At 69.5% G+C, this 19,862-nt stretch carries 12 protein-coding genes; 6 read left to right on the top strand and 6 right to left on the bottom strand.

The genetic code is table 11. The annotated features are described in order from the left end of the window. Positions 1 to 119 precede the first annotated feature (119 nt). A complete protein-coding gene (locus ACMCNO_RS13620) occupies positions 120 to 434 on the bottom strand; it encodes a hypothetical protein (protein ID WP_412749781.1) in 315 nt (104 codons plus the stop codon). A 434-nt stretch (positions 435 to 868) separates the two neighbouring features. On the opposite strand from ACMCNO_RS13620, the gene ACMCNO_RS13625 reads away from it, so the two are divergent. Together ACMCNO_RS13625 and ACMCNO_RS13630 are read left to right on the top strand one after the other, a co-directional pair. Continuing rightward, entirely contained in the window at positions 869 to 1,960 is a 1,092-nt protein-coding gene (locus ACMCNO_RS13625) for a hypothetical protein (protein WP_412749782.1), read from the top strand. 301 nt (positions 1,961 to 2,261) lie between these two features. After that, positions 2,262 to 3,056, top strand: a complete 795-nt coding sequence (locus ACMCNO_RS13630; protein ID WP_412749783.1) for a hypothetical protein — start codon at positions 2,262 to 2,264, stop codon at positions 3,054 to 3,056. A gap of 666 nt (positions 3,057 to 3,722) precedes the next feature. On the opposite strand, the gene ACMCNO_RS13635 is transcribed toward ACMCNO_RS13630, so the two are convergent. The 3 genes from ACMCNO_RS13635 to ACMCNO_RS13645 all read right to left on the bottom strand — a co-directional run bounded on the left by ACMCNO_RS13635 (position 3,723) and on the right by ACMCNO_RS13645 (position 7,380). Next, on the bottom strand, positions 3,723 to 3,956 hold the full coding sequence (locus ACMCNO_RS13635; protein ID WP_412749784.1) for a GGDEF domain-containing protein: 234 nt from the start codon (positions 3,954 to 3,956) through the stop codon (positions 3,723 to 3,725). A gap of 460 nt (positions 3,957 to 4,416) precedes the next feature. After that, entirely contained in the window at positions 4,417 to 5,622 is a 1,206-nt protein-coding gene (locus ACMCNO_RS13640; RefSeq protein ID WP_412749785.1) for a cytochrome P450, read from the bottom strand. A gap of 303 nt (positions 5,623 to 5,925) precedes the next feature. Further along, positions 5,926 to 7,380: a lipopolysaccharide biosynthesis protein gene (locus ACMCNO_RS13645; protein ID WP_412749786.1), complete on the bottom strand. Its 1,455-nt coding sequence runs from the start codon at positions 7,378 to 7,380 to the stop codon at positions 5,926 to 5,928. A gap of 629 nt (positions 7,381 to 8,009) precedes the next feature. Here ACMCNO_RS13645 and ACMCNO_RS13650 point away from each other — a divergent pair. From ACMCNO_RS13650 to ACMCNO_RS13660, 3 genes are all read left to right on the top strand, one after another. After that, complete coding sequence (locus ACMCNO_RS13650; RefSeq protein WP_412749787.1) at positions 8,010 to 11,051, top strand: acetoacetate--CoA ligase; 3,042 nt, start codon at positions 8,010 to 8,012, stop codon at positions 11,049 to 11,051. A gap of 279 nt (positions 11,052 to 11,330) precedes the next feature. Further along, positions 11,331 to 13,046: a diguanylate cyclase gene (locus ACMCNO_RS13655; protein WP_412749788.1), complete on the top strand. Its 1,716-nt coding sequence runs from the start codon at positions 11,331 to 11,333 to the stop codon at positions 13,044 to 13,046. A 372-nt stretch (positions 13,047 to 13,418) separates the two neighbouring features. Next, positions 13,419 to 14,864, top strand: coding sequence for a diguanylate cyclase domain-containing protein (locus tag ACMCNO_RS13660; RefSeq protein WP_412749789.1), 1,446 nt, complete (start codon positions 13,419 to 13,421; stop codon positions 14,862 to 14,864). 272 nt (positions 14,865 to 15,136) lie between these two features. Here the strand turns inward: ACMCNO_RS13660 and ACMCNO_RS13665 are convergent, their stop codons facing one another. Continuing rightward, positions 15,137 to 16,381 (bottom strand): BtrH N-terminal domain-containing protein, encoded by a 1,245-nt coding sequence (locus tag ACMCNO_RS13665; protein WP_412749790.1) that lies wholly within the window; start codon positions 16,379 to 16,381, stop codon positions 15,137 to 15,139. Positions 16,382 to 17,315: 934 nt separating this feature from the next. Here ACMCNO_RS13665 and ACMCNO_RS13670 point away from each other — a divergent pair. Next, the gene (locus tag ACMCNO_RS13670; RefSeq protein WP_412749791.1) at positions 17,316 to 19,220 is read left to right on the top strand and encodes a methyl-accepting chemotaxis protein; all 1,905 of its coding nucleotides are present in this window, start codon (positions 17,316 to 17,318) and stop codon (positions 19,218 to 19,220) included. Between the two features lie 255 nt (positions 19,221 to 19,475). Here the strand turns inward: ACMCNO_RS13670 and ACMCNO_RS13675 are convergent, their stop codons facing one another. After that, positions 19,476 to 19,841 carry a PASTA domain-containing protein gene (locus ACMCNO_RS13675; protein ID WP_412749792.1) on the bottom strand — a complete coding sequence of 122 codons (366 nt, stop codon included), beginning with the start codon at positions 19,839 to 19,841 and terminating at the stop codon, positions 19,476 to 19,478. Positions 19,842 to 19,862 lie beyond the last annotated feature (21 nt).

Genomic DNA, 19,862 nt, shown 5'->3' on the forward strand with positions numbered 1-19,862 from the left:
ACGATAGAGGTGGCCCACGCCTCCGCGCTGACCCCACAGCGACCCAGTTCAACGCCAACTCCTGGCAAAACGGACGAAGATGTCGTCACCCGTCACCGGCAGGCCACGCGACTCCCGGCTCAGCCTGGATACGCCTGAACGAGGCTGTAAACGGTGGAGCCGAAGACGAGGACGCCCATCACGGTCAGCGCCACGGCCATGCCGGTGCAGTCGCGGATCTTCTTAGGATCCACCGCGCGCCGCCGGCGAAGCAGGTAGTACAGCGCCGGGACGAAGGCGTATCCCGGTGTCAGGCTGAACATCCACATCTCCCACGTGATCGGCGCACCGCGCGACGCGACCACCACGCCGCCGGCGAGCATGGCCAGCCAGACCCCGTTGAGGGCGAGCACCGCCGCGGTCAGCAGCCGGATCGCGTACGGGGACAGCGTCATCGCAGATCACCTCCGTCGGGGTTTCCGGGTCGCATTGTGCCGCGGCCAGGCGCCTCTCGGTGCCCCGGACCCCGACGGTGTGCTTCCGACGGTGTGCTTCCGACGGTGTGCTTCCGGCGGCCGGCGGCTCGGGACCACGAGGCCCCCATCGGCTGGAGCGGTTCTTGATAGCCTGCAGCACCGAGGCGGGCGGTAGAGGAAACGGGGGCGCAATGACTCGGGGGGTTCGACGACCGATCGCCGGGATCGCCACCGGCGTGGCAACCATGGCGCTGCTGAGTTCGTTGACGGGGTGCGGGAACAAGTCGCCGATCTCCCCGATTGCCCCCCTTTCGCCGCTCCCGTCAGCATCGGCCGATTGGCCCGCCCTGCCCGACTCTGACAAGTTCGATCCACCCACGCGCTTCGACGCCGCGGCGGGTGGCCTGCTCGACGTGACGGCCGAGCCCGCCGAGGTGCTGATGCACCAGAACACCGTCGTGGTGCCGATGCATCAGAGCGACGGACTGGCGAACGAGGAGGTACGGCTGGTCGACGCCGGTACCGGCAAACTCCGTACCGTGGTCAGACCGACCCACCACCTGCCGTCCGGTTCCCGCGTCGAGGTCCGCCCGGCTTTGGTGACCGTGGATGGCACCACCAGTGTGCTCATCCCGTTCCTCGGCGAAACGCAGGGTGAGGGAACCACACCGGGACGGTTCGTCATCGAGTTGCTGTCGGTCGACCCGGTGGCGGGCACGACCAACTGGACTACGACGATCACGATCGCTCCGCGAACCGAGGGTGCCCTTCCATCGGACGTCGACGTGTCGGTGGTCGGCGTGACGGACGGAATCGGGATCATCCGGTTGTCCTCGCGCAACGACGAAAGCCGCGCCTTCGCTGTCAACCTGACGACCCACACGGAAGCGTGGAAGACACAGGGATTCGAGGCCGTGGCGGTGGCCGACGGCATCGTGGCCGGCACCAAACCCGACAAGCGCAGCAAGTACGACGAGAAGATCCTGGGGGTGGACGCCCGAACCGGGCAGCAGCGGTGGGTGTCCCCCCGGAACACCTCCGTGGTGACCGCATCGTCCGGTGGCCCCACGTACTTCGTCGCCACCGGATACGACAACGACGGGAACAGGCCCTTCCTCGACGTCATGGCGACGGCCACCGGGCGGGCGGTCCGCTCCACGCAGAACTTGGGAACGGAGCGTCGGCACCTGTCGGCCTGCCAGTACGACGACAGGTCGACGACCGTCTGCGGAAGTCTCGACTGGGTGGGGGCGCTCGACGCGACCACGGGGCGGTGGCTGTGGTCCTTCACGAAGGACAACGGCCGGCTGGTGCCGACTGTGACCGGTGCGTGGCACGGGGCGGTGTATGGGCGCACCGACAACGGCCCGCTGGTGCTGGACGCGCGCACCGGGGCGGACCGGGAAACCCGGCCGGGCGTCGCACCCTCGGTGGTGAACGGGCGACTAGGCGTCGGCCCGAGCAAGTACGGATCCGGCGCGAGCGTCTACCCGGCGCTCGGCTGACGCTTCGCCGGGTTGCGGTTCGTTCGCGAGTGTCCGGGGGCCGGTCGTCGAGCCAGGCCTGTCGGTCCTGTGAGACTCCGGAGCAGCGACACCTCGGATCGCTCGGGGCACACCGCAGCTCGGCACAGATGCCGGGGCCTCGAATGGCGAGCGAACTCCACGGCGGGTACGCGCGATGCGATCGAGGATGGCTTCGACGCGGTGGGCCGCGGCATCGCTGACGCAGGCGAGGCGATCGGCGACGGCGCAAGAAGGTCTGGGACTCGATCTTCTGATGAGAGACAGCGGAGGCGTTCGCGACATGTTCCCGACCCAGGACCCCGACCCACCCGCCAGCTGGCCGAAGCCGCACCGTTCGGTTACGCGGGTGCTGTCCGTGGCGGGGTTCACGCTGCTTACCTTGATCACGGCGGTAGTCGTAGTGTCAGCCGTCACCACCGGAGAGATCGCGCAGGCGTTGTTCTTCACAGTCGGGACCGTGATGTTTGCGCACCTGGTCGGCTTGACGGCCATCAGCATGCGCCACCCCGCGCCGACGACATATCAGCGCTCGGTCGGCCGCACCGATCAGGGCGAAGGAGGGCTGGATTTCCCGTACTCGCGGTGGGCGTACTACTGGCTCTCGTCCGTGTTGGCCGGGGTTGTGCTCATTGCCGCGGCGCTTGCGGTCGAGTTCGGCGCGGCTGGCTCATGGGTGATGGTGGTCATCCTCGCGGCGATCGCCCTCTTCCTTGCGTGGTTCCTTCTGGCAATGCTGCGCTCGGCGCCGGGCAGGGTCGTGGTGACGCCCACCGGCATTTATCACCGGACGCTGGCATTTGAACACTTCGTACCCTGGGAGGCTGTCATCGAGGTGTCGGCCCAGGAAGGCCAGATCCCACGGATCATCGTCGAGGCCATGCCGTCGACCGGCACACGGGAGCGCACGTACTTGGGCAGACTCGGTGCCGGGGTTGAAGGCCTGCCGTTCCTCGTCGTTCGCGCCCATTGGCTTGGAGCGAACGCTCGTCCGGCTTACCTAGCGCTCAAACACTACTTTCTCCACCCGGACGAACGGACCGGCCTTGCGGAGATCGACGACGCGACCCCTCGCTGACCGTCGTGAGGCTGCCCCATTTCCGCGCAAACCAAGCGGTAGCCGTCGATAGCCGCTGGTGCGGCCCGGGAAGTCCCGGAGCGGCAGGGCGAGTTCACGGCGCGCAGGGCAGTTCCCCAGCCGCGATCACCGTGTGCGTATCCTTGTGTTGAGCTTCGGACATTTGATCAAGGACTGACCTGCGGTTTGTCGTGTGAGGCATTGTCGGCTGACACTTTCGGCGAGGTCACTGGCGTGGGGTTCAAGTCCCACTTCGACACAGCCGCCGAGCACACCGGTTAGTGACCGTGCGTTCCCACGGCCACCGCGGGGCTGGCCAGGATCGACGCCGCGGAGCGACTATCCAGGCGGTACGGACGGGTGCAGGTCGCGCCCTGACGGCTGGTGTCGCCGCAGGCTTGAGCGATCAGTGCGCGCGACCTCTCACCGTTCCAAGATCCGACCCATTGCCTCGAGACGGTCCGTTACCTGCAAGGACGCCTCTCGGGCATGTTCGTGCCTAGTCTTTCGGTGCAGCTGGCTGTCAGGGAGATCAAGACGGGAGCGTGCGTTGGATCGGAGTTCGGCGACGTTCCCCGCGCATCGTGCTGCGCCTTGGCGTGCAACCCTGAACCGCCTTCGCTGCTTGATCAACTACCACTCAGCTTGGCGAGTCCAGCAGTCGGGCTATCGGGATCTGGGGATCTTCGGCCCGTCCTGGTCGAACGCCACGCGGTTCCGCCCGCCCTCCTTCGCCCGGTACAGGGCGGCATCCGCCCGGTTGAGCGCCTCGGCGAGGTCGAGCTGCCCGGCGTCGAACAGGCAGACGCCGAGGCTGATGGTGACGTTCACGGGTCCTGCGTCGGTCGCGACCGGGGTGTCGGCCACGGCTCGCCGCAGCCGTTCGGCCAGCGGTCGCACAGGCTCCCGATACGAGGGTGGCCAGCGCGGCCGTGTGTCCAGTGGGCGTCCCGGGCGCGTCCGCAGATGCCGCAGTAGACCAATCCGGTCAACGCGTAGCTCCGGATCGTGCCGTCGGCGAGAGGGCGTGGTGTGGATCTGCTGGACGGCGACGAAGTCGACCTCGCTGACCAATGTGGGGTGAGCCGGTTCCGCGGAGATCGCCTACTGCGTCGCAGGGTTCCATCGCTCGCTACCGCTGTGTCGAGCAAGCCCGTCGAGGGGTTCGTGGTCGTCGTGGTCGGGACGCTGCCAGTTCCAGACCTGCCGGCCGGTGTGGCGCGGGTTCGTCAGGATCGACGGCGTTAACCGGCCTGCCGCGAATTGGGCAACAAGGTCTTGCGGGTGCCGAAAGTTTTCTGTCTGCGCTGGTCAAGCGGCACGATCCTTCTCGTGGAGAAGGTCGCTGAGGTGATCGTGGTCAGCGGCGCTCGAACCGCAGTGGCAGGCTCTCGGGCCCGTAGAGTGCGGTGGGGGGCCGCCACGGCACGGGACCGGTGATCGACGGTGGCCCCAGCCGGCCAGTGAGCGCGATGAGTGACTCCGCGATTTCGGCGCGCGCGGTCGCGGCCCCGACGCAGAAGTGCGGGCCGCCGCCGAAGGTCAGGTGTGGCGTCTCGCGGGGGAGCGTGATGTCGAAGCGGTCGCCGTCGCTGAGGACGCGAGGGTCGCGGCTGGCCGCCTGCGTCCCGAGCATCACGAAGGTCCCCGTGGGGATGTGGACGCCCTGCAGGTCGAAGTCCTCGACCGCGAATCGGAAGTTGGTCGGCACCGATGGTGCCCAGCGCATGACCTCCTCCACCGCCTGTGGCACGAGTTCCGGACGCGCGCCGAGCAGTCGCCACTGGTCGGGATGTGCGGCGAACGTCGTCAGGGTCAGGCCGAGTTGGTTGCGCGTGGTGTCGTGTCCGGCGAACACGAGGGTCACGGCGAGGTTGCGTAGATCCTCCGTGCTCAGGCGCTCCCCGCTCTCCTCGGCGGCGATAAGCGCCGACAGCAGATCCTCCCGCGGATCGACACGGCGTTGCTCGATCAGCGAGTCCACATACGCGTGCAGCCCGACGACGGCCTGCTCCACCCGGGCACGCACCTGTGGCAGGTTGAAGCTGAACACCAGCCCGACATCGGTCGACCAGCGCCGGAACGAGTCGTAATCTGCTGCGGGGACTCCGAGCAGCGCGGACATCACTCGCACCGGCATCGGGTCGGCGAAATCCGCCATGAACTCGCACTCGTCGCGGTCCGCGAGCGTTGCGGTCAGCTCGGTGGCGACGTCACGCATGAAGGGTCGCAGGCCTTCGATCATGCGCGGTGCGAATGCCTTGCTGACCAGCCGCCGCAGCCGCAGGTGGTCCGCTCCGCGTCGGTGCAGGATCATCGGCACGAACCAGTCGAACAGCGGTCCGTCCGAGATGCCCATCAGCTCGAGGTAGCGTTCGCCGTTCTGCGCCAGCCGGGGGTCGCGCAGCAGTTGATGCATCTCGGCGTGCCGCAGCACGATGAGGCCCATGGGTGTCAGCGCGCACCAGTTCGCTTCGCGTGCGGCGGCGACCACCGGAGAGTCGAACCGGAAATCCGGGGCGGTGATGTCGAGGAACGGCAGATCCACGGTCGGGGTCGTCGTCATCCGCACTCCTCATGAACTGATCGACAGATATGGATTGCCGCTCTCGTCACCGTATCCGCAGAGGTGTCTCGGCGATACTCGCAGTGACCTATTTCGCCCTCACCGCGTCACCGGCGAACCCGGCTCGGGTGACCGACCCCGCGCGTCCGGCCGGCCACCGGGACGGACCTCGACGCCGTGGTCAAAGCACTGACGCGGACGAAATTCCGCACCCGCAAGGCTCGCGTTCAATTGCGCCCAGGCCACAGTGGACTGGTCTGACCACTTGACCTCTGTTTCATGCCTCGGCCGGCCGCCGTTGGCTCACCGTGCCCGTGGGCGCTCAGCCGGTCCGGCACTGGGTGCTGTCACCTCGGCACTGTTCGCGAGTAGTTCGGTTTCGGCCGGCACGTTCGCCGGGATCTGGGTGTACTCGGGCAGCCGGATGTCGCCCCGGCGCAGCCGGACCACCACGGCCGGCAGCAACGCCAGCGCCAACCCGGCCTGCACGATCAGGTACACCCATCCGACGGCGATGATGCCCCGGCCCGCGGCCAGCCATTCCACGCCGCTCAGCAGCGCGGTGGCCCCGATGGCGTTGACCACCACCAGCCGCCAGATGCGCCGCTCCAGTGAGGCGATGAGCTGGTACATGATCACCACGGCGGTGCACGGGAAGCTCAACGCCAGCAGGCGCAGCAGGCCGGTGCCCTCCGCGGCGAAGTCCGTGCCCTGCAGGCCGAGGAGCAGGGGTGCCCCGGCCAGCAGCGCCACGGTCCAGCCCAGCGCGACCAGTCCACCAAGTCGCAGCGTGGAGCGGATGTGCACCCTCAGGCGCTCGGGGCTGCGGGTCACCTCGGCCACGAACGACATGCCGATGTTCCACAGCAGTGTCTGGGTGCTCACCACGATGAGCCATGGGACGTTGACGTAGGCCGCCGCTTCGGGTCCCAGTAGGTGCAGCACGAGCAGCGGCGGCACGTAGGTGATCACGTTCGACATCGAGTTGCTCAGGTACTGCCCGGCGATGTAGGAGAGTAGCTCGCGGCGGGGCGGCAGCGAGGAGGCGTGCGGCGTGCGCCGTACGTGCGCGGGGGCCAGCCGACGGAACACCGCGGTGTTGACCACGGCGACGGCGAGCAGCGTCGGGATGGCCCAGGCGGCGATGATCCCGGGACGGGACTGGTTCTCCCCTGAGGTCAGGACGGGGATGAGCAGCCCGAGTAGTGCCAGGCGCATCACCGCGACCGAGAGGTTCTCCACCGGCACCCACGGGGCCTTGGCGAATGCGGTGAGCACGCCGTCCTGGACGACGAACACCGCGAATACCGGGATGGCCAGGAGGAAGACGGCGTACTCCCAGGCCGGGGCGCCCGCGAGGAACCCGCTGCTGAAGCCAAGGGCCAGGTACCCGCCGCCGAACAGCAGCGCCACGACCACGATCGCGCCGTAGCCGGTGGCCAGGAACCGCACCGCGCGGTTGCCGGAGCCGGCGAGGAACCGGAGGAAGGTGGCCAGCAGGTTGAGCTGGGCGAACGCCGCCAACATCGTGAAGGCGTTGATCTCGGCCGAGCTGAGGCCGACCGAGGCCGTGGAGTAGCTCCGGGCGGCGACCACCCAGAAGAGCAGGCTGGAGGCGGCGGTCGCGGCGGTGGAGAACATCAGCGCGATGCCGTCGAGCTGCACCCGCGACCCGCGGCCGGCGCTCTTCGCGCGGCGGGGCACCGGTCCCTCGGCCCCGGACGGCCGCGTCGGGACGTCGCCGTCCGGCACGCTCACTGTGTCATGAGCAGGCGACAACGGTGGCGGGGTCACGATGCGCGTACCTCCAAGCTCGGGGGACCCCGGACTGCGCGGACGCAGTACCTGGCGTCCGACCATCTGCCGCGGCAACTCTGTGCGGCCGGTCGACCGCAAGGCGCGAGGGGGTACCCAGGATACGGTGGCGGATCTCGCTGGTGGGGGCGGTGCATCACCCGTGCGCGTGAGGTCTGCAGGCAGGCTGCGGCGGTGCAGCGTTTTGTCCTCTCCCGTCACCCGTCGCCTGAACTCTCAACCCCGCGGCCAGCGGCGAGGTGGGCTGGGTAGCCCTGGTCCGTCGCGGCGGCTTCATCGACGTTTACCTCCAGCGCATCGGTGACCAGGAAGCCGACGAGGCGGTCGCCAAGGGATGGCTCGCCCAGACCGGAAGCTCCGGATCGTCGCCGTGCCCGCCGCGGACCGTCCGGCAGCGCTCCCGGCTGAGCGGTGCCGACGACCGTGGGCGGGGGGCGGCGAATCTCTCGGAGTTCCGCTATCGTCCTGGCCCTCTGCAGTCCTCTGCAGCCCTCTGACCAGCGGACTCGGCGCCGTGGCGACCGGTTCCGGGGAGTCTCGTCCCGCAGCTCCACCGAGCGCGAAGGTGAGTGATGAGCGAACTGCTCCGGCACGGCGATCCGGTTGTGCGCAGGGTGCCGCAGCTGGCGCGGTTCCGCGCGCGCTGCGCGGCCCTCACCGAACAGGACCTGACCATGCCGCAGGTCCTGCATCGCTGGACCGTGGAGCACTTCCGCGACTTCTGGGGCGAGTTCCTGCGCTGGGCGGACCTGGCCTGGGAGGGCTCGGCGGAGACCGTCTGCGCCGGCGACGACGTGGAGACCGCGCGATTCTTCCCCGACGTGCGGCTGAACTACGCCGAGAACCTGCTCCGCCCGCTGCTCGATGTCGACGACAATGCGGTCGCCCTGACCGCGGTGCACCACGACGGCGGCGCCGAGCACCTCACCCGCGCGGGGCTGCGCCGCCGAGTCACCGCCGCCGCCACCGCGCTGGCCGCGGCCGGGGTCTCCACCGGTGACCGGGTCGTGGTCATCGCGCCCAACACCGCCGCCACCGTCGTCGCCGTGTTGGCCACTACGGCGCTGGGCGCCGCGGTCTCGACCGCTATGCCCGACATGGGCCCCGCCGCGCTGCGGGGCCGGTTGGAGCAGGTCGAGCCGGCTGTGCTGATCGTCGACCGCGCCGGCTCCGGCGACTGGGCCGGCGCCCCCGGCGACACCCTGGCCACCTTGCTGGACGGCCTGCCCACCGTGCGCACCGTGCTGCTGCTCGACGACCAGCCGCTGCCGGCCGCCAGTGGGCTGCCGGTACACCGGTGGGACACCACCGCCGAGGAGACCGACGGAACGCCGGCCGAGTGGCCGCGCCTGCCGTTCGACTCGCCGCTGTTCGTGATGTTTACCTCCGGCGCCACCGGGCCGCCCAAGGCGATGGTGCACGGCATCGGTGGCACGCTCCTGGAACACCTCAAGGAGCACCGGCTGCACCTGGACCTGGCGCCCGGAGACGTCTACCTGCACCACTCCACCACCGCGTGGATGGTGTGGAACCGGCAGCTGTCCGCGCTCGGTGCGGGCTGCCGGATCGTGCTCTCGGACCGGGCGCTGAGCGGCCCGGAGACCCTCTGGGAGCTCGCCGCCGAACAGGGCGTGACCGTGCTGGGCACCAGCCCCGCCTACCTGCAACTGTGCCAGGACGCCGGGTACCGGCCCCGGGACGCGGTCGACCTGACCGCGCTGCGTGCCGTGCTCTCCTCCGGCGCGGTGCTGCACGACTGGCAGTTCGACTGGGTCGCCGACGCCGTGGGCGACCTGCCGCTGCAGTCGATCAGCGGCGGCACCGACATCATCGGAGCCTTCGTGCTGGGCCACCCCGAGCTGCCGGTACGGCGGGGCCGCATCCAGGCCCGCGGCCTGGGCATGGACGTCGCCGCAGTCGACGCGCAGGGGCGCGAGCTGGTCGGCGAGGCCGGCGAGCTGGTCTGCCGTAACCCGTTCCCCTCCCGCCCGGTCGCGTTCCTGCGCGACCTGAACGGCGCCCGGCGCCACGCGGCCTACTTCGCGGCCAACCCCGGCATGTGGACCCACGGCGACGTGATCGAGTTCGACCCGGATGGATCCTCCCGGCTGCACGGCCGCTCCGACGGCGTGCTCAACGTCGACGGCGTGCGGATCGGCCCCACCGAGATCTACGCCGTGCTACGGCAGATCACCGGCGTCCGCGACGCGATGGCCGTGGAACAGCGGCACCCCACCGTGCCCGGCGCCACCCGGCTGACGCTGCTGGTGGTGCTCGAGGACGGCGTGCAGCCGTCAGCCGACCTGGCCCGGTCCATCCGCACGAGCCTGCGCCGGCAGGCCTCGGCCGCGCACGTACCCTCGCTGATCCTGCCGGTGCCCGCCCTACCGCTCACCCACAATGGCAAGAAGTCCGAGCGAGCCGCCCGCTACGTGCTCGACGGCGAGCCGGTGGCCAACCTGACCGCGCTGCGGAACCCGGACTCGGTTGACGGGATCGCCCGGGCGCTGTCCGCCGCCGAGCGGGACGCGTACCACGCGGCGGCTGACGACGCCGCGACCGACGGCCTCGCGGCCACGGCCGGCCGGCTGTGGCGGGAGACGCTGGGCCCGACCGCCGACGACGAGCACACCTTCACCGACCTGGGCGGCACCTCGCGGCAGGCGATGACCCTGGTCCGCCAGGTTCGCCAGGTGCTGGGCCGCGACGTCGGCCTGGAAAAGTTCATGGCCGACCCCACCCTGCCCGGGCTGATCGCCGCGGCCACCGCCGCGCCCCAGGCCGACGACGCCCCGCACGTCGTCCGGCTGGCGGCCGGCGACCCGGCGCTGCCGCCGCTGTTCTTCGTGCACGACGCCTGGGGCGACATCGACGTCTACTGGCCGCTGGCCCAGCTGCTCACCGGCACGGGACCGCTCTTCGGGCTGCGCGCCGACCTGCAGGCGCCCGACGGCACCCGGCGGCTGATCGGCGACCTGGCCGCCGACCACGTGGCCGAGATCGCGCGGGTGACACCGGCCGGCCCGGTGCGGGTGGCCGGGCACTCCTTCGGCGGGCTGGTCGCCTACGAGACCGCCCGGCAGCTCACCGCCGCCGGGCGCACTGTCGACTTTCTTGGCCTGGTCGACGTGCTGCCGCCGGCCGCCATGCTTACGTCCCCGGAACGACTGGTGCACGAGATGGTCGACCGGGTCTCGCTGTTGTTCCCCTCCATGCGCAACGTCACGCTGCGCGAGATGGTCACTGAGCGCCTCCGCCCGTCCTCCGCTGCGGCGGACCGGCAGATATTCGTGCAGACCACCACGGTCGCCAACGAGCACGCGCCGGGCCCGTACGCCGGGCCGGTCGCCTACTTCCGCGCGCGCCGTCGCCTTCCCGGCCACCACGTCTTGACCGCGTGGCGCCGCAACGCCCCCCGGCTGACCGTAATCGACGTTCCCGGCGCCCACCACGACGTACTCGGCCAGCAACACGTCGTCGAGGCCGCCCGGAGGTGGTCCCGTGCCCTCGCCGAGGCCAACCGCGGAACTGCGGAACGGCAGCCGATCGTGCTGCCTGACCCGTCGGGGGCACCACCGGTCGCCACCAGGCCGGTAGACAGTTGGGCTCGGTGACGAATGACTTGCCCCTTCGCCCGTTTCGTGCCGCGCTCGTGGCCGGGCGCCCCAGCCGGGCACGAACCCGCCCGACTCGGTGCCTGTCCCGATGTCGGCGGAATGACCAACGTTCGGGAAGGTCACGCGCCCTGAACACTGGGCTACGGTCGCCGGTTGCATGCCCTGTCAGCACCCGGCCGATACCCGAACTGCACCTCGTCGGCCCGGCACCGTGTGAAGTTTTGTCAGTTTGGGCAGCCCGGTGCCGATAGGGCCGTGAAGACTGGGGGTGGGCTGGTGACATGTGGCGGGGCTGACGCGCAGGAGCTCTCGGCCGCCCTGCTGGAGCTGGAGGATCACCGTATCCTGGATGCCGATGCTGCCAGCGTCACTACCACCAGGGTGGAGCGGCGGGCTGCGGCGCTGGGCGACGAGCATCTGCTCATGCGCGCACGTTACGTTCGCGCGCTCCTGCTCCGGAGGTCCGGCGACATCGCGGGTTCAATGCGGCAATGCGATGAGGTCCTCGACTGGGCTACCGAGCAGGGCGATCGGCGGCTGCAGGTCCGCGCTCACCTGGCCTTGTCAGCCACAATGGATATATCTGGCGACATCGCGGGGTCTCTGGAGCACGCACTCAGCGCGGTCGAGCTGCTCGATGAGACCGCCACCCCGTACATGCACGTCGCGGCCCGCTGCCAGCTGGCCGGTACCCTGAGTCAGAGCGGCGACATGGCCGCGGCGCGGGTGCGTTACCACCAGGCCGTAGAGATGGCTCGCAAGCTGGAGGAGCGAGACTGGGATCAGCTCATTCTGGCGCTCAATAACTGGGCTTGCGACGAGTACGAGGCTGGTGAGCTGTTGCGGGCCGGCGAGGTCGCCGACCGGATGCAGAAGCACGCCAGCATGCACGGCGTCGAACTCAATCCCTCAATGCTCGACACGATCGCCAGCATTCAGATTGCTAACGGCGAGTACGCGGAAGCGGAGCAGACCCTGCTGGTCTGCATCTCCCGGCACGAAACCGGGGAGACGGATACGGACGCTGATTTTCTGGCGAATTACCTACTGACCTTGGCCCGGGCCCAGCGGGGCCTGGGCGCCACCGGCCGCGCCCAGCAGAGCCTCGACGCCGCCCGCGGCCTGTGCACCGACCGCGGGCTGCTCGGTGTCCTGGTCCAGGTGCATCAGGAACAGGTTGAGCTACACGCCGCCTGCGGCGACTACGCCCAGGCGTTCGCCGCGCAGAAGGTTTGCTTGGCCGCCCGCGAGGACCTGCTCGCGCGGCAGGAACAAGAGAAGGCGCTGACCCGCCACGCCAAATTCGAGATCACCGAGGCCCGCAACGAAGCCGACCGCTTCCGTGAGCAAGCCCGTCGGGACCCACTGACCGGGCTACGTAACCGCCGCTACGCCGACGAGGAGCTGCCCGCCCTCATCGCTGCCGACCCCGACCTGTGCTTGGCCATCGCCGACATCGACCACTTCAAACAGATCAACGACCAGCTCTCCCACGACACTGGTGACCAGGTCCTCATCCAGGTCGCCAAGATCCTGGACACCGAACTCGCCGCTGCCAGCCCCGGCGGCTTCGCCGCCCGTCTCGGCGGCGAAGAGTTCCTCCTCGTGCTGCCTAACACTCTGATCACCACCGCGGTCAGGCAACTCGACGAAATCCGGCAAGCCATCGCCGAACATGACTGGCACGAAACCACCAGTGGACTACCCGTCACCATCAGCATTGGGGTCGCAGCCGTCCGTGAAACCGCACCCCACAATCAGACCAGCGCCCTGGCCACCGCTGACCGCAACCTCTACGCCGCCAAACACGCCGGACGCAACCGCGTCGTCACCGGAACACCACCCGAGCACCGCCCCCGCGCCTACCGCGACCGCGACCCCGACGCCGAATTGGTCACTCCAGTGCCACCAAACAGCCTGCCTGAAGGGCCTGCGGAAGATCCTGGCCCGGGTGCATCAAGAGAAAGTCGAGCTGCACACCGCCCGAGGTGAGGCAGCGAGGCGATCGCGGAGAGGGGACGTCATCACCGCGCGCGGGAAAGCCTCTCGACCCCGCGTCGAAAGCCGGTGCGCTCGTTCCTGCACACGATGGTCCGGACCGCCGAGGGCGGAGGGAAAGCCGGGCCACCGGGTGAGTAGCCTTGCCGTCCGCTGAACGACCGGCATGACGGCAGCCGGTACCGTTGGCATTGCCCGCGCCCCCGGAGCACGGAGTCGGGCGTTCAGTTTGGTGCCGACGCCCTCGGTACTGTTCCCATTGGTTGCCATCATTCTCTCAAGTGGAGGCGGCGCCGACCGATACTGGCGGATGTGACCAAGCGAGGAACCGTCGTCGCGCTTACCGCGGTTGCGATTGCCTGTGTCATGGTCGCTGTGTTCGAGCCCGGCGCGCCCGGCGACGTGGCCTATCTCTGTACGTACGTGCCGCTGTGCATCCTCAGCTGGCGCGCCGTGCGTCGCAGATCGGCGGCACACCGGCGGGCGTGGTTGCTGATCGCCTTGGCGTCGACGCTGAACTGTGTCGGTGACGGGTTCACCGATGCGTCCTGGTACCTCTGGAACGGCTCGAGCCACTGGGGCATCGGCCTGGCCTGGGCCGCACACACGTCGTACGTCATGGGTTACGCCGCCCTCACCACCGGTGTGATCAAGATGGTGCGGCGGCAGACCTCGGGTCCACTGCGGCCGCTCTTCCTCGACGTGGCCACGCTCGTCACCGCGCTCACGGTGGTTGCCTGGGACACGCTCATCGCTCCGCAGTTGCGCGGCGGCATGTCCTCGCCGAATGACGTGATGGACTCGTTCTATCCGCTGTTCGACGTGGTGCTGATCGCCTGCATCCTGTTGCTGGCCCTCGGTCCGGGTACCCGCGGCCCATCCACCCGGTTGCTCGTTGCCTCGGCGTCGCTCAGCCTGACCTTCGACCTCGCCAACGACCTCCTCTACCGATGGTTCGACAGCGAGCAGATCACCCGCCTGATGGGTCTGCTGCTGCTCGCCAACGCGCTGCTGATCTTCGCCGTGCTGCATCCCGGCAGTGCACGGCTGCAGATAAGAACCGGCCACGACGGCGGCTCTGCGCTGCACCCGGCACGGATCCTCTTGCTGGGCGCGGCCCTGGTGGCCGCCCCGCTGTCGGGTGTGGTCGAGAGCCGGCCCACCACCTCGGAGCGGATCATGCAGATCGCCGCCACCCTGATCTGCACTGGGTTGGTGCTGGCCCGGATCTCCGGCGCGGTCCGCGCGCAGCAGCAGGCCCAGCGGCAGCTGACCTTCCACGCCGAGCACGACGCGCTCACCGGTCTGCTCAACCGGCGCAGCTTCCATGATCGGTTGGAACGGCTGTTGGACGGCGTCGACGGCTGCGGGGTCGCCGTGCTCTATCTCGACCTGGACGGCTTCAAGGCGGTGAACGACAGCGCCGGACACGAGGCCGGCGATGCCGTCCTGGTCGCGGTCGCGCGGCGGCTCACCGCGGCGGTACGGTCCAGCGACCTGATCGCCCGGCTCGGCGGTGATGAGTTCGTCGTGGCGTGCACGGGCGTGCCGGCAGGGGACGGCGGTCGTGAGCTCGCCGATCGACTGGTCCATCACGTGAGCCAACCGGTGCCGTACGGCGACGCCGTGTACCGCGTCGGCGCCAGCATCGGCATCGCCTGGTCGGATGCGCCGGCGTCCAGCGCTGGAGCCCAGCAGTTGCTGCGCGTCGCCGACAAGGCAATGTACGAGGCGAAGCGGCTCGGGCGGGGGCAGTGGAGCTTCGTCGACGTGCAGGCGACCGCGTGTGTCCGGGTCGGTCAGGAGGCGTAGGCGTGCCAGCGTTTCCTGACAGTGGCAATCGGCGCTCGACTCCGCACCGTAGGCCGCCCATCTCACATCCAAGGACTCGGTAATCCGGCGGATTCCTGCTGTCCGACGACGAACTTCCAGTGTTTGACGAGTTCCACGCAAGCCGGGCCAGCCATCTAGTCGGTCATCGGCTAATGGGTCGACCCGGCCTGTTCTGGCCGAACAGGCCGGGCCTACACCGCCATTGGGGCGAGCATCGTTGTAACCGCGTCGTCGAGGTCTAACGCCTACCCTCAGCCACTGAGTAGCGCCACCGCCCGCGTTTCGAGGTTGTGCGCGGCGCTGACCAGGGCGGCCATCTCGTCGAACAGTGCGGCTCGGCCGTGGACGCCCAGGTCAGTAGCAGGCGGCAGAGTGGCGATACGTTCGTCGATCTCGCGTACGTCGGCGCCGGTCATGGCGCGCACCATCCGGCGTTCGCACAGTTCGCCGTACTCGCCGGCGTGTTCTTCGGCCCGCACGGCCAGTGCCGACCAGTGGGCGCCGGACTCCCGGAACAGCTTCGCCGCGTCGGCCAGTTCCGGCCGTCCGAGCATGCCGGCGGCCTCGTCCAGGAAGTCCGCGTAGAGCGGGCGGGTGCCGCCGGGCGCGGTGTAGGACAGTTCCAGACACTCGTAGAGCCGGCGCATCGCCGCGCCGAACGACTCCGCCGAGGAGAATCGGCGTTCCCATCCCGACTTCGTGCGATCGTCGCGCATTTGATCGGCCAGCCGACGCATGCCGGAGAAGCCGAAGTTCGCGTCGAAGCTGTGGCCGAGCACCGGCCCGGTGAAGTGCGCGACGGTGGTGGCGAGGGCGTCGTCGAGGTCCGGCCGGCCGGCCTGGACGGACTCCACCACGATCCGATGGTGCCGACCCTTCTTATGTCCCGCCCACGCCGCCGCGAAGTCGTCGATCGACACTCGGTGCGGCGTCGCAGCGCGGTCGTCGATGAGCAAAGCATCGCCGTCGATTCCGGCGACCACCACGCCGTACGGTTCGGTCGCCAGCGCCGCCGCACCACTGTGCCAGGGCAGCCGCGCGCGGTCGACACTGACATAGACCGGCTTGCCCCGATCGACGGCCGCCCGCAATGCGGCCAGGGCCCTCGGCGTCGACGTGCTGTGCTCTTCGACGAACGAGACCGGCAGGCGGCGCAAGGCCGACTCGACCCAGGGATCGGGGTGATGCTGCGCCACGATCGTCAGGACCGGTGGCATGCCGCGGTACTCGAAGATCGTGTACATGAAGCCGACACCACCGGCAAGCCCGCACACCAGCGCCTCGGAACACTCGAGGCCGGCTTGACGCAGCAGGCGTACGGCGAGCGAACTACGCCGGTGCTGCCCCGGCCCGAACGTGTCGTACCCAGGCACGAGACCGCTCGGCAGCGCGGGCGCCTCCGGTCGGACCACATGGCGACGGGCGGTGGAGTAGGACTCGCCGGTGCGCGCCATGCGCTCGCGGATCAGCTTCTTGAGTCGATGTTGCTCGGTCACGTCATGTCCTGTTCGGGACGGCGGCAGCGGCACTGCGCCCACGCCGACTCGCTGCGCCCCCGTCCGGCTGCTGTGCGGCGCCTGTGCGCCTGGACATCGACGGTCGGACTGCGGCAATCCCCGCGACGGCATGGTGACCACCTTCGCCCCCGCATCGCCGGCGTGCGTGGGCCACCGGTCAGGGGGTACGGCGCGCGGGTCGCGCCGCCCGTGATCATATCTACTCACCGGCGGGTCAGGCGAATACGCGCGACCCGCAGACGCGGCCCGCGATCACCAATGCCCTTGAATGGCCATAAACCAGGAGCAATGTGACCGGGCGGAACGTTCCAGCCGGCCACGGTACGCGGGTAGCCGGACAGCCGGGGTCAGTCGTCCACCGGGCTGGCCAGCAGCTCGACCATCCCGGTCACGCGCAGCACGTACCCCACGATCCCGTGCGCCGACCACCCGGTACCGGCACCCCCAGCCGAGCCTGCACTGCTCCACCGCGGCGACGATCACCGCAGCCAGCGCCTCGTGGACGCTGACGTCAACGTCCCCACGGACCGCCACCCGGATCACCGCGCCGTCCTGGGGACGGACAGTGGTCCGTCATCACGCACCCGCCTTCGACCAGCCCCGTGCCGCGTTCGGGTTCCCATCAACCGCTCGGGGCCAAACCGGCCGCCGCCGAGGAGCCGAACTAGAGGCCACCCGTCGCAGTGGTGCCGACTGACTCCAGGGCGTCTGCTGTGCACAAGATCGTCAGTCCCCCATACCGGCCACGGCCTTGTGTCCGTCGTCACAAGGGTGCCGGGAGGTCGTTGGGGCGACCGATCGAATCCCTTGGTCGTCGAGGGGTTGAGGGAGAAGCATGCAGGGGATCCGCGTCAAGGTGTGGGGCATTCGTACCCGGCTGGTGGCAAGCGTTCTGGCAACCATGTTGGTTGCCATGGCGGTGCTACTGGGCATCGCGACGACCAAGACCCGCAACCTGGGACTGCGCCAGGCCGGTGACTACGCCGAGCAGCTCGCGCTGCGCGACGCGGGACGGGTGAGCGAGGTCATCGACGGTGCGGTGCACGTCACCCAGGAGCTGGCCGGCGCCATGGCGCAGCTGAAGAAGGCCGGTGTCACCGACCGCAAGCTCGTCGGTGGGCTGGTCGGGGCGACCCTGCAACGGCACCCTGAGTTTTTCGGCATGTCCACCGGGTGGGAGCCCAACGCGTTCGACGGCCGGGACCGCGACTTCCGCAACGTCTCGCCCAGCGACGCCACCGGCCGGTTCATCCCGTACTGGTACCGCGACGGTAACAAGCTGCGCAACGACCCGCTGGTGGACTACGACAAGCCCGGTGCGGGCGACTGGTTCCTGAAGCCGCGCGCGACCGGCAAGGCCATGGTCGTGGACCCGTACGTCTACCCGGTCAACGGGCAGGACGTGCTGATGACCACCGCCACGTCCCCGATCATGGTGGACGGCAGATTCATGGGCGTGGTCACCGTCGACCTTGCGCTGGCCAACCTGCGCGCCTCGCTGACGGCCGAGAAGCCGTACGGCACCGGCTACCAGGCGCTGCTCACCGCCAGCGGCGCGGTCGTGGCCCACCCGCAAGCCGAGCTGCTGGGCAAGCCCCTACCCGGTGCGGTCGCCGGCGCCCTGCAGACCGCGGTCCGCGACGGCCGTGTCGTGCGGTGGACCGGACACGACGATTTCCTGCGCGGCGCGGCCACCGAGGTGGCCACCGTGGTCAAGCTCGCCACCGGGGACTCGTGGGCGCTGCTGGTCGCGGTGCCGGACAGTACGATCACCGCGTCCGCGAACGGGATGGCCCGCAGCCTGCTGATCGCCGCGGTGCTCGCGTTCCTGGTCGCGGGAACGCTGGTGTGGCTGCTGGGCACCGGGCTGACCCGGCCGATCCACCGCCTGCGCAACCGGCTGGTCGAGATCGCCGAAGGCGACAGCGACCTGACCCAACGCGTCGACGAGAGCCGCCGCGACGAGATCGGCCAACTCGGCGCCTCCTTCAACCGGTTCACCACCAAGATCGCCGACGTGGTCCGGCACATCGACGACAAGGCCGAACGGGTGGCGGTGTCCGCCGGCTCCCTGACCGCGGTCAGCCAGCAGATGCGCAGCACCGCGGAACACGGCTTCGCACGAGCCCAGGCGGTATCCGACACCGCGGACAAGGTCTCCGGAAACGTCCAGACCATCGCGGCCGGCGCCGAACAGATGGACTCCTCGATCCGGGAGATCGCCGCGAGCACCAGCGAGGCGGCCCGGGTGGGCCAGCGCGCCGCGGAGGTTGCCCAGGCCACCACGCACAGCGTGGCTAAGCTCGGCGACTCCTCCACCGAGATCGGCGAGGTGGTCAAGGTGATCACGTCGATCGCCGAGCAGACCAACCTGCTCGCGCTCAACGCCACCATCGAGGCCGCCCGCGCCGGCGAGATGGGTAAGGGGTTCGCGGTCGTCGCCGGCGAGGTCAAGGAGTTGGCCCAGGACACCGCCCGCGCCACCGACGACATCGCCCGCCGGGTCCAGCTGATCCAAACCGACACCTCGGCGGCGGTCGCCGCGATCAGTGAGATCGTCGCGGTCGTCGATCGGATCAACGAACTGCAGACCACGATCGCCAGCGCCGTCGAGGAACAGACCGCCACCACCCAGGAAATGACCCGCAACGTCGCCGAGGCGGCCACCGGCTCCACCGACATCGCACACACCATCGGCGACGTCGCCGACTCCGCGCGGGAAACCAACACCGGCACCGGCGTCACCGACCAGGCCGCACACGAACTCGCCGGACTGGCCGCTGAACTGCGTTCCCTGGTGGGCCAGTTCAGGTTCTGACAGTCTCGGTGCTGATGGCGTCCCGCTGCCGTCTCGCCTTCTGGGCGGCATGGAGTGGCTGGCCGCGGGCCGGGGCGAACTCCTCGCGGGCAGCGCCGAGGTGATCGCGCCCGGCACCGGGCCGGATGAGCGCCCACCGCAACGGTGAGCCAACGGCGGCGGGCCGGCCCAGTCTCGACGCCACCCCCGGTGATCCAGAGCCCCGGTCGCGATGGAAGGCCGCCCTGCTGGACCGGGCAGGGCGGCCTCGGCCGATCAGGGACAGACCGCAGGCGGTGCGGGCCGCACGGCGAAGGAGATCCTCACGTACGTACCGGCTGCCACGCTGGAGCCCGCCGTCGGGCTCTGCCTGACGATTGTGTACTGCGTGTAGTCACAAACGTAGTCCTTGTACTGCACGAAGGTGGTGTTGAGGCCTGCGGCCTGAAGGGAGTAGAACGCGACGTCGACGTAGTCGCCCACGACGTCGGGCACCGTCACGGTCGCCTGCGCCTGGGCGGCCTGCACCGCTCGGGTCGAAGAGGCGGCATAGGCACCCGCCGGGGCCGCCAGCCCCAGCGCGAGCACCGCCGAGAAGGCCGCACCTACAGCAAGCGTGCGTTTGCGTAGGAAAGTCTGCATTTCGTGCCCCCCATGAGACAT

The organism is Krasilnikovia sp. M28-CT-15 (genome assembly GCF_047159595.1).
Lineage (GTDB): Bacteria > Actinomycetota > Actinomycetes > Mycobacteriales > Micromonosporaceae > Actinoplanes.

What these genes read in the sequence shown, in the direction of transcription:
- ACMCNO_RS13620 (WP_412749781.1), bottom strand. Translation starts at nt 434, where the DNA reads ATGACGCTGTCCCCGTACGCGATCCGGCTGCTGACCGCGGCGGTGCTC.
- ACMCNO_RS13630 (WP_412749783.1), top strand. Translation starts at nt 2,262, where the DNA reads ATGTTCCCGACCCAGGACCCCGACCCACCCGCCAGCTGGCCGAAGCCG.
- ACMCNO_RS13640 (WP_412749785.1), bottom strand. Translation starts at nt 5,622, where the DNA reads ATGACGACGACCCCGACCGTGGATCTGCCGTTCCTCGACATCACCGCC.
- ACMCNO_RS13650 (WP_412749787.1), top strand. Translation starts at nt 8,010, where the DNA reads ATGAGCGAACTGCTCCGGCACGGCGATCCGGTTGTGCGCAGGGTGCCG.
- ACMCNO_RS13660 (WP_412749789.1), top strand. Translation starts at nt 13,419, where the DNA reads ATGGTCGCTGTGTTCGAGCCCGGCGCGCCCGGCGACGTGGCCTATCTC.
- ACMCNO_RS13670 (WP_412749791.1), top strand. Translation starts at nt 17,316, where the DNA reads ATGGCGGTGCTACTGGGCATCGCGACGACCAAGACCCGCAACCTGGGA.
- ACMCNO_RS13675 (WP_412749792.1), bottom strand. Translation starts at nt 19,841, where the DNA reads ATGCAGACTTTCCTACGCAAACGCACGCTTGCTGTAGGTGCGGCCTTC.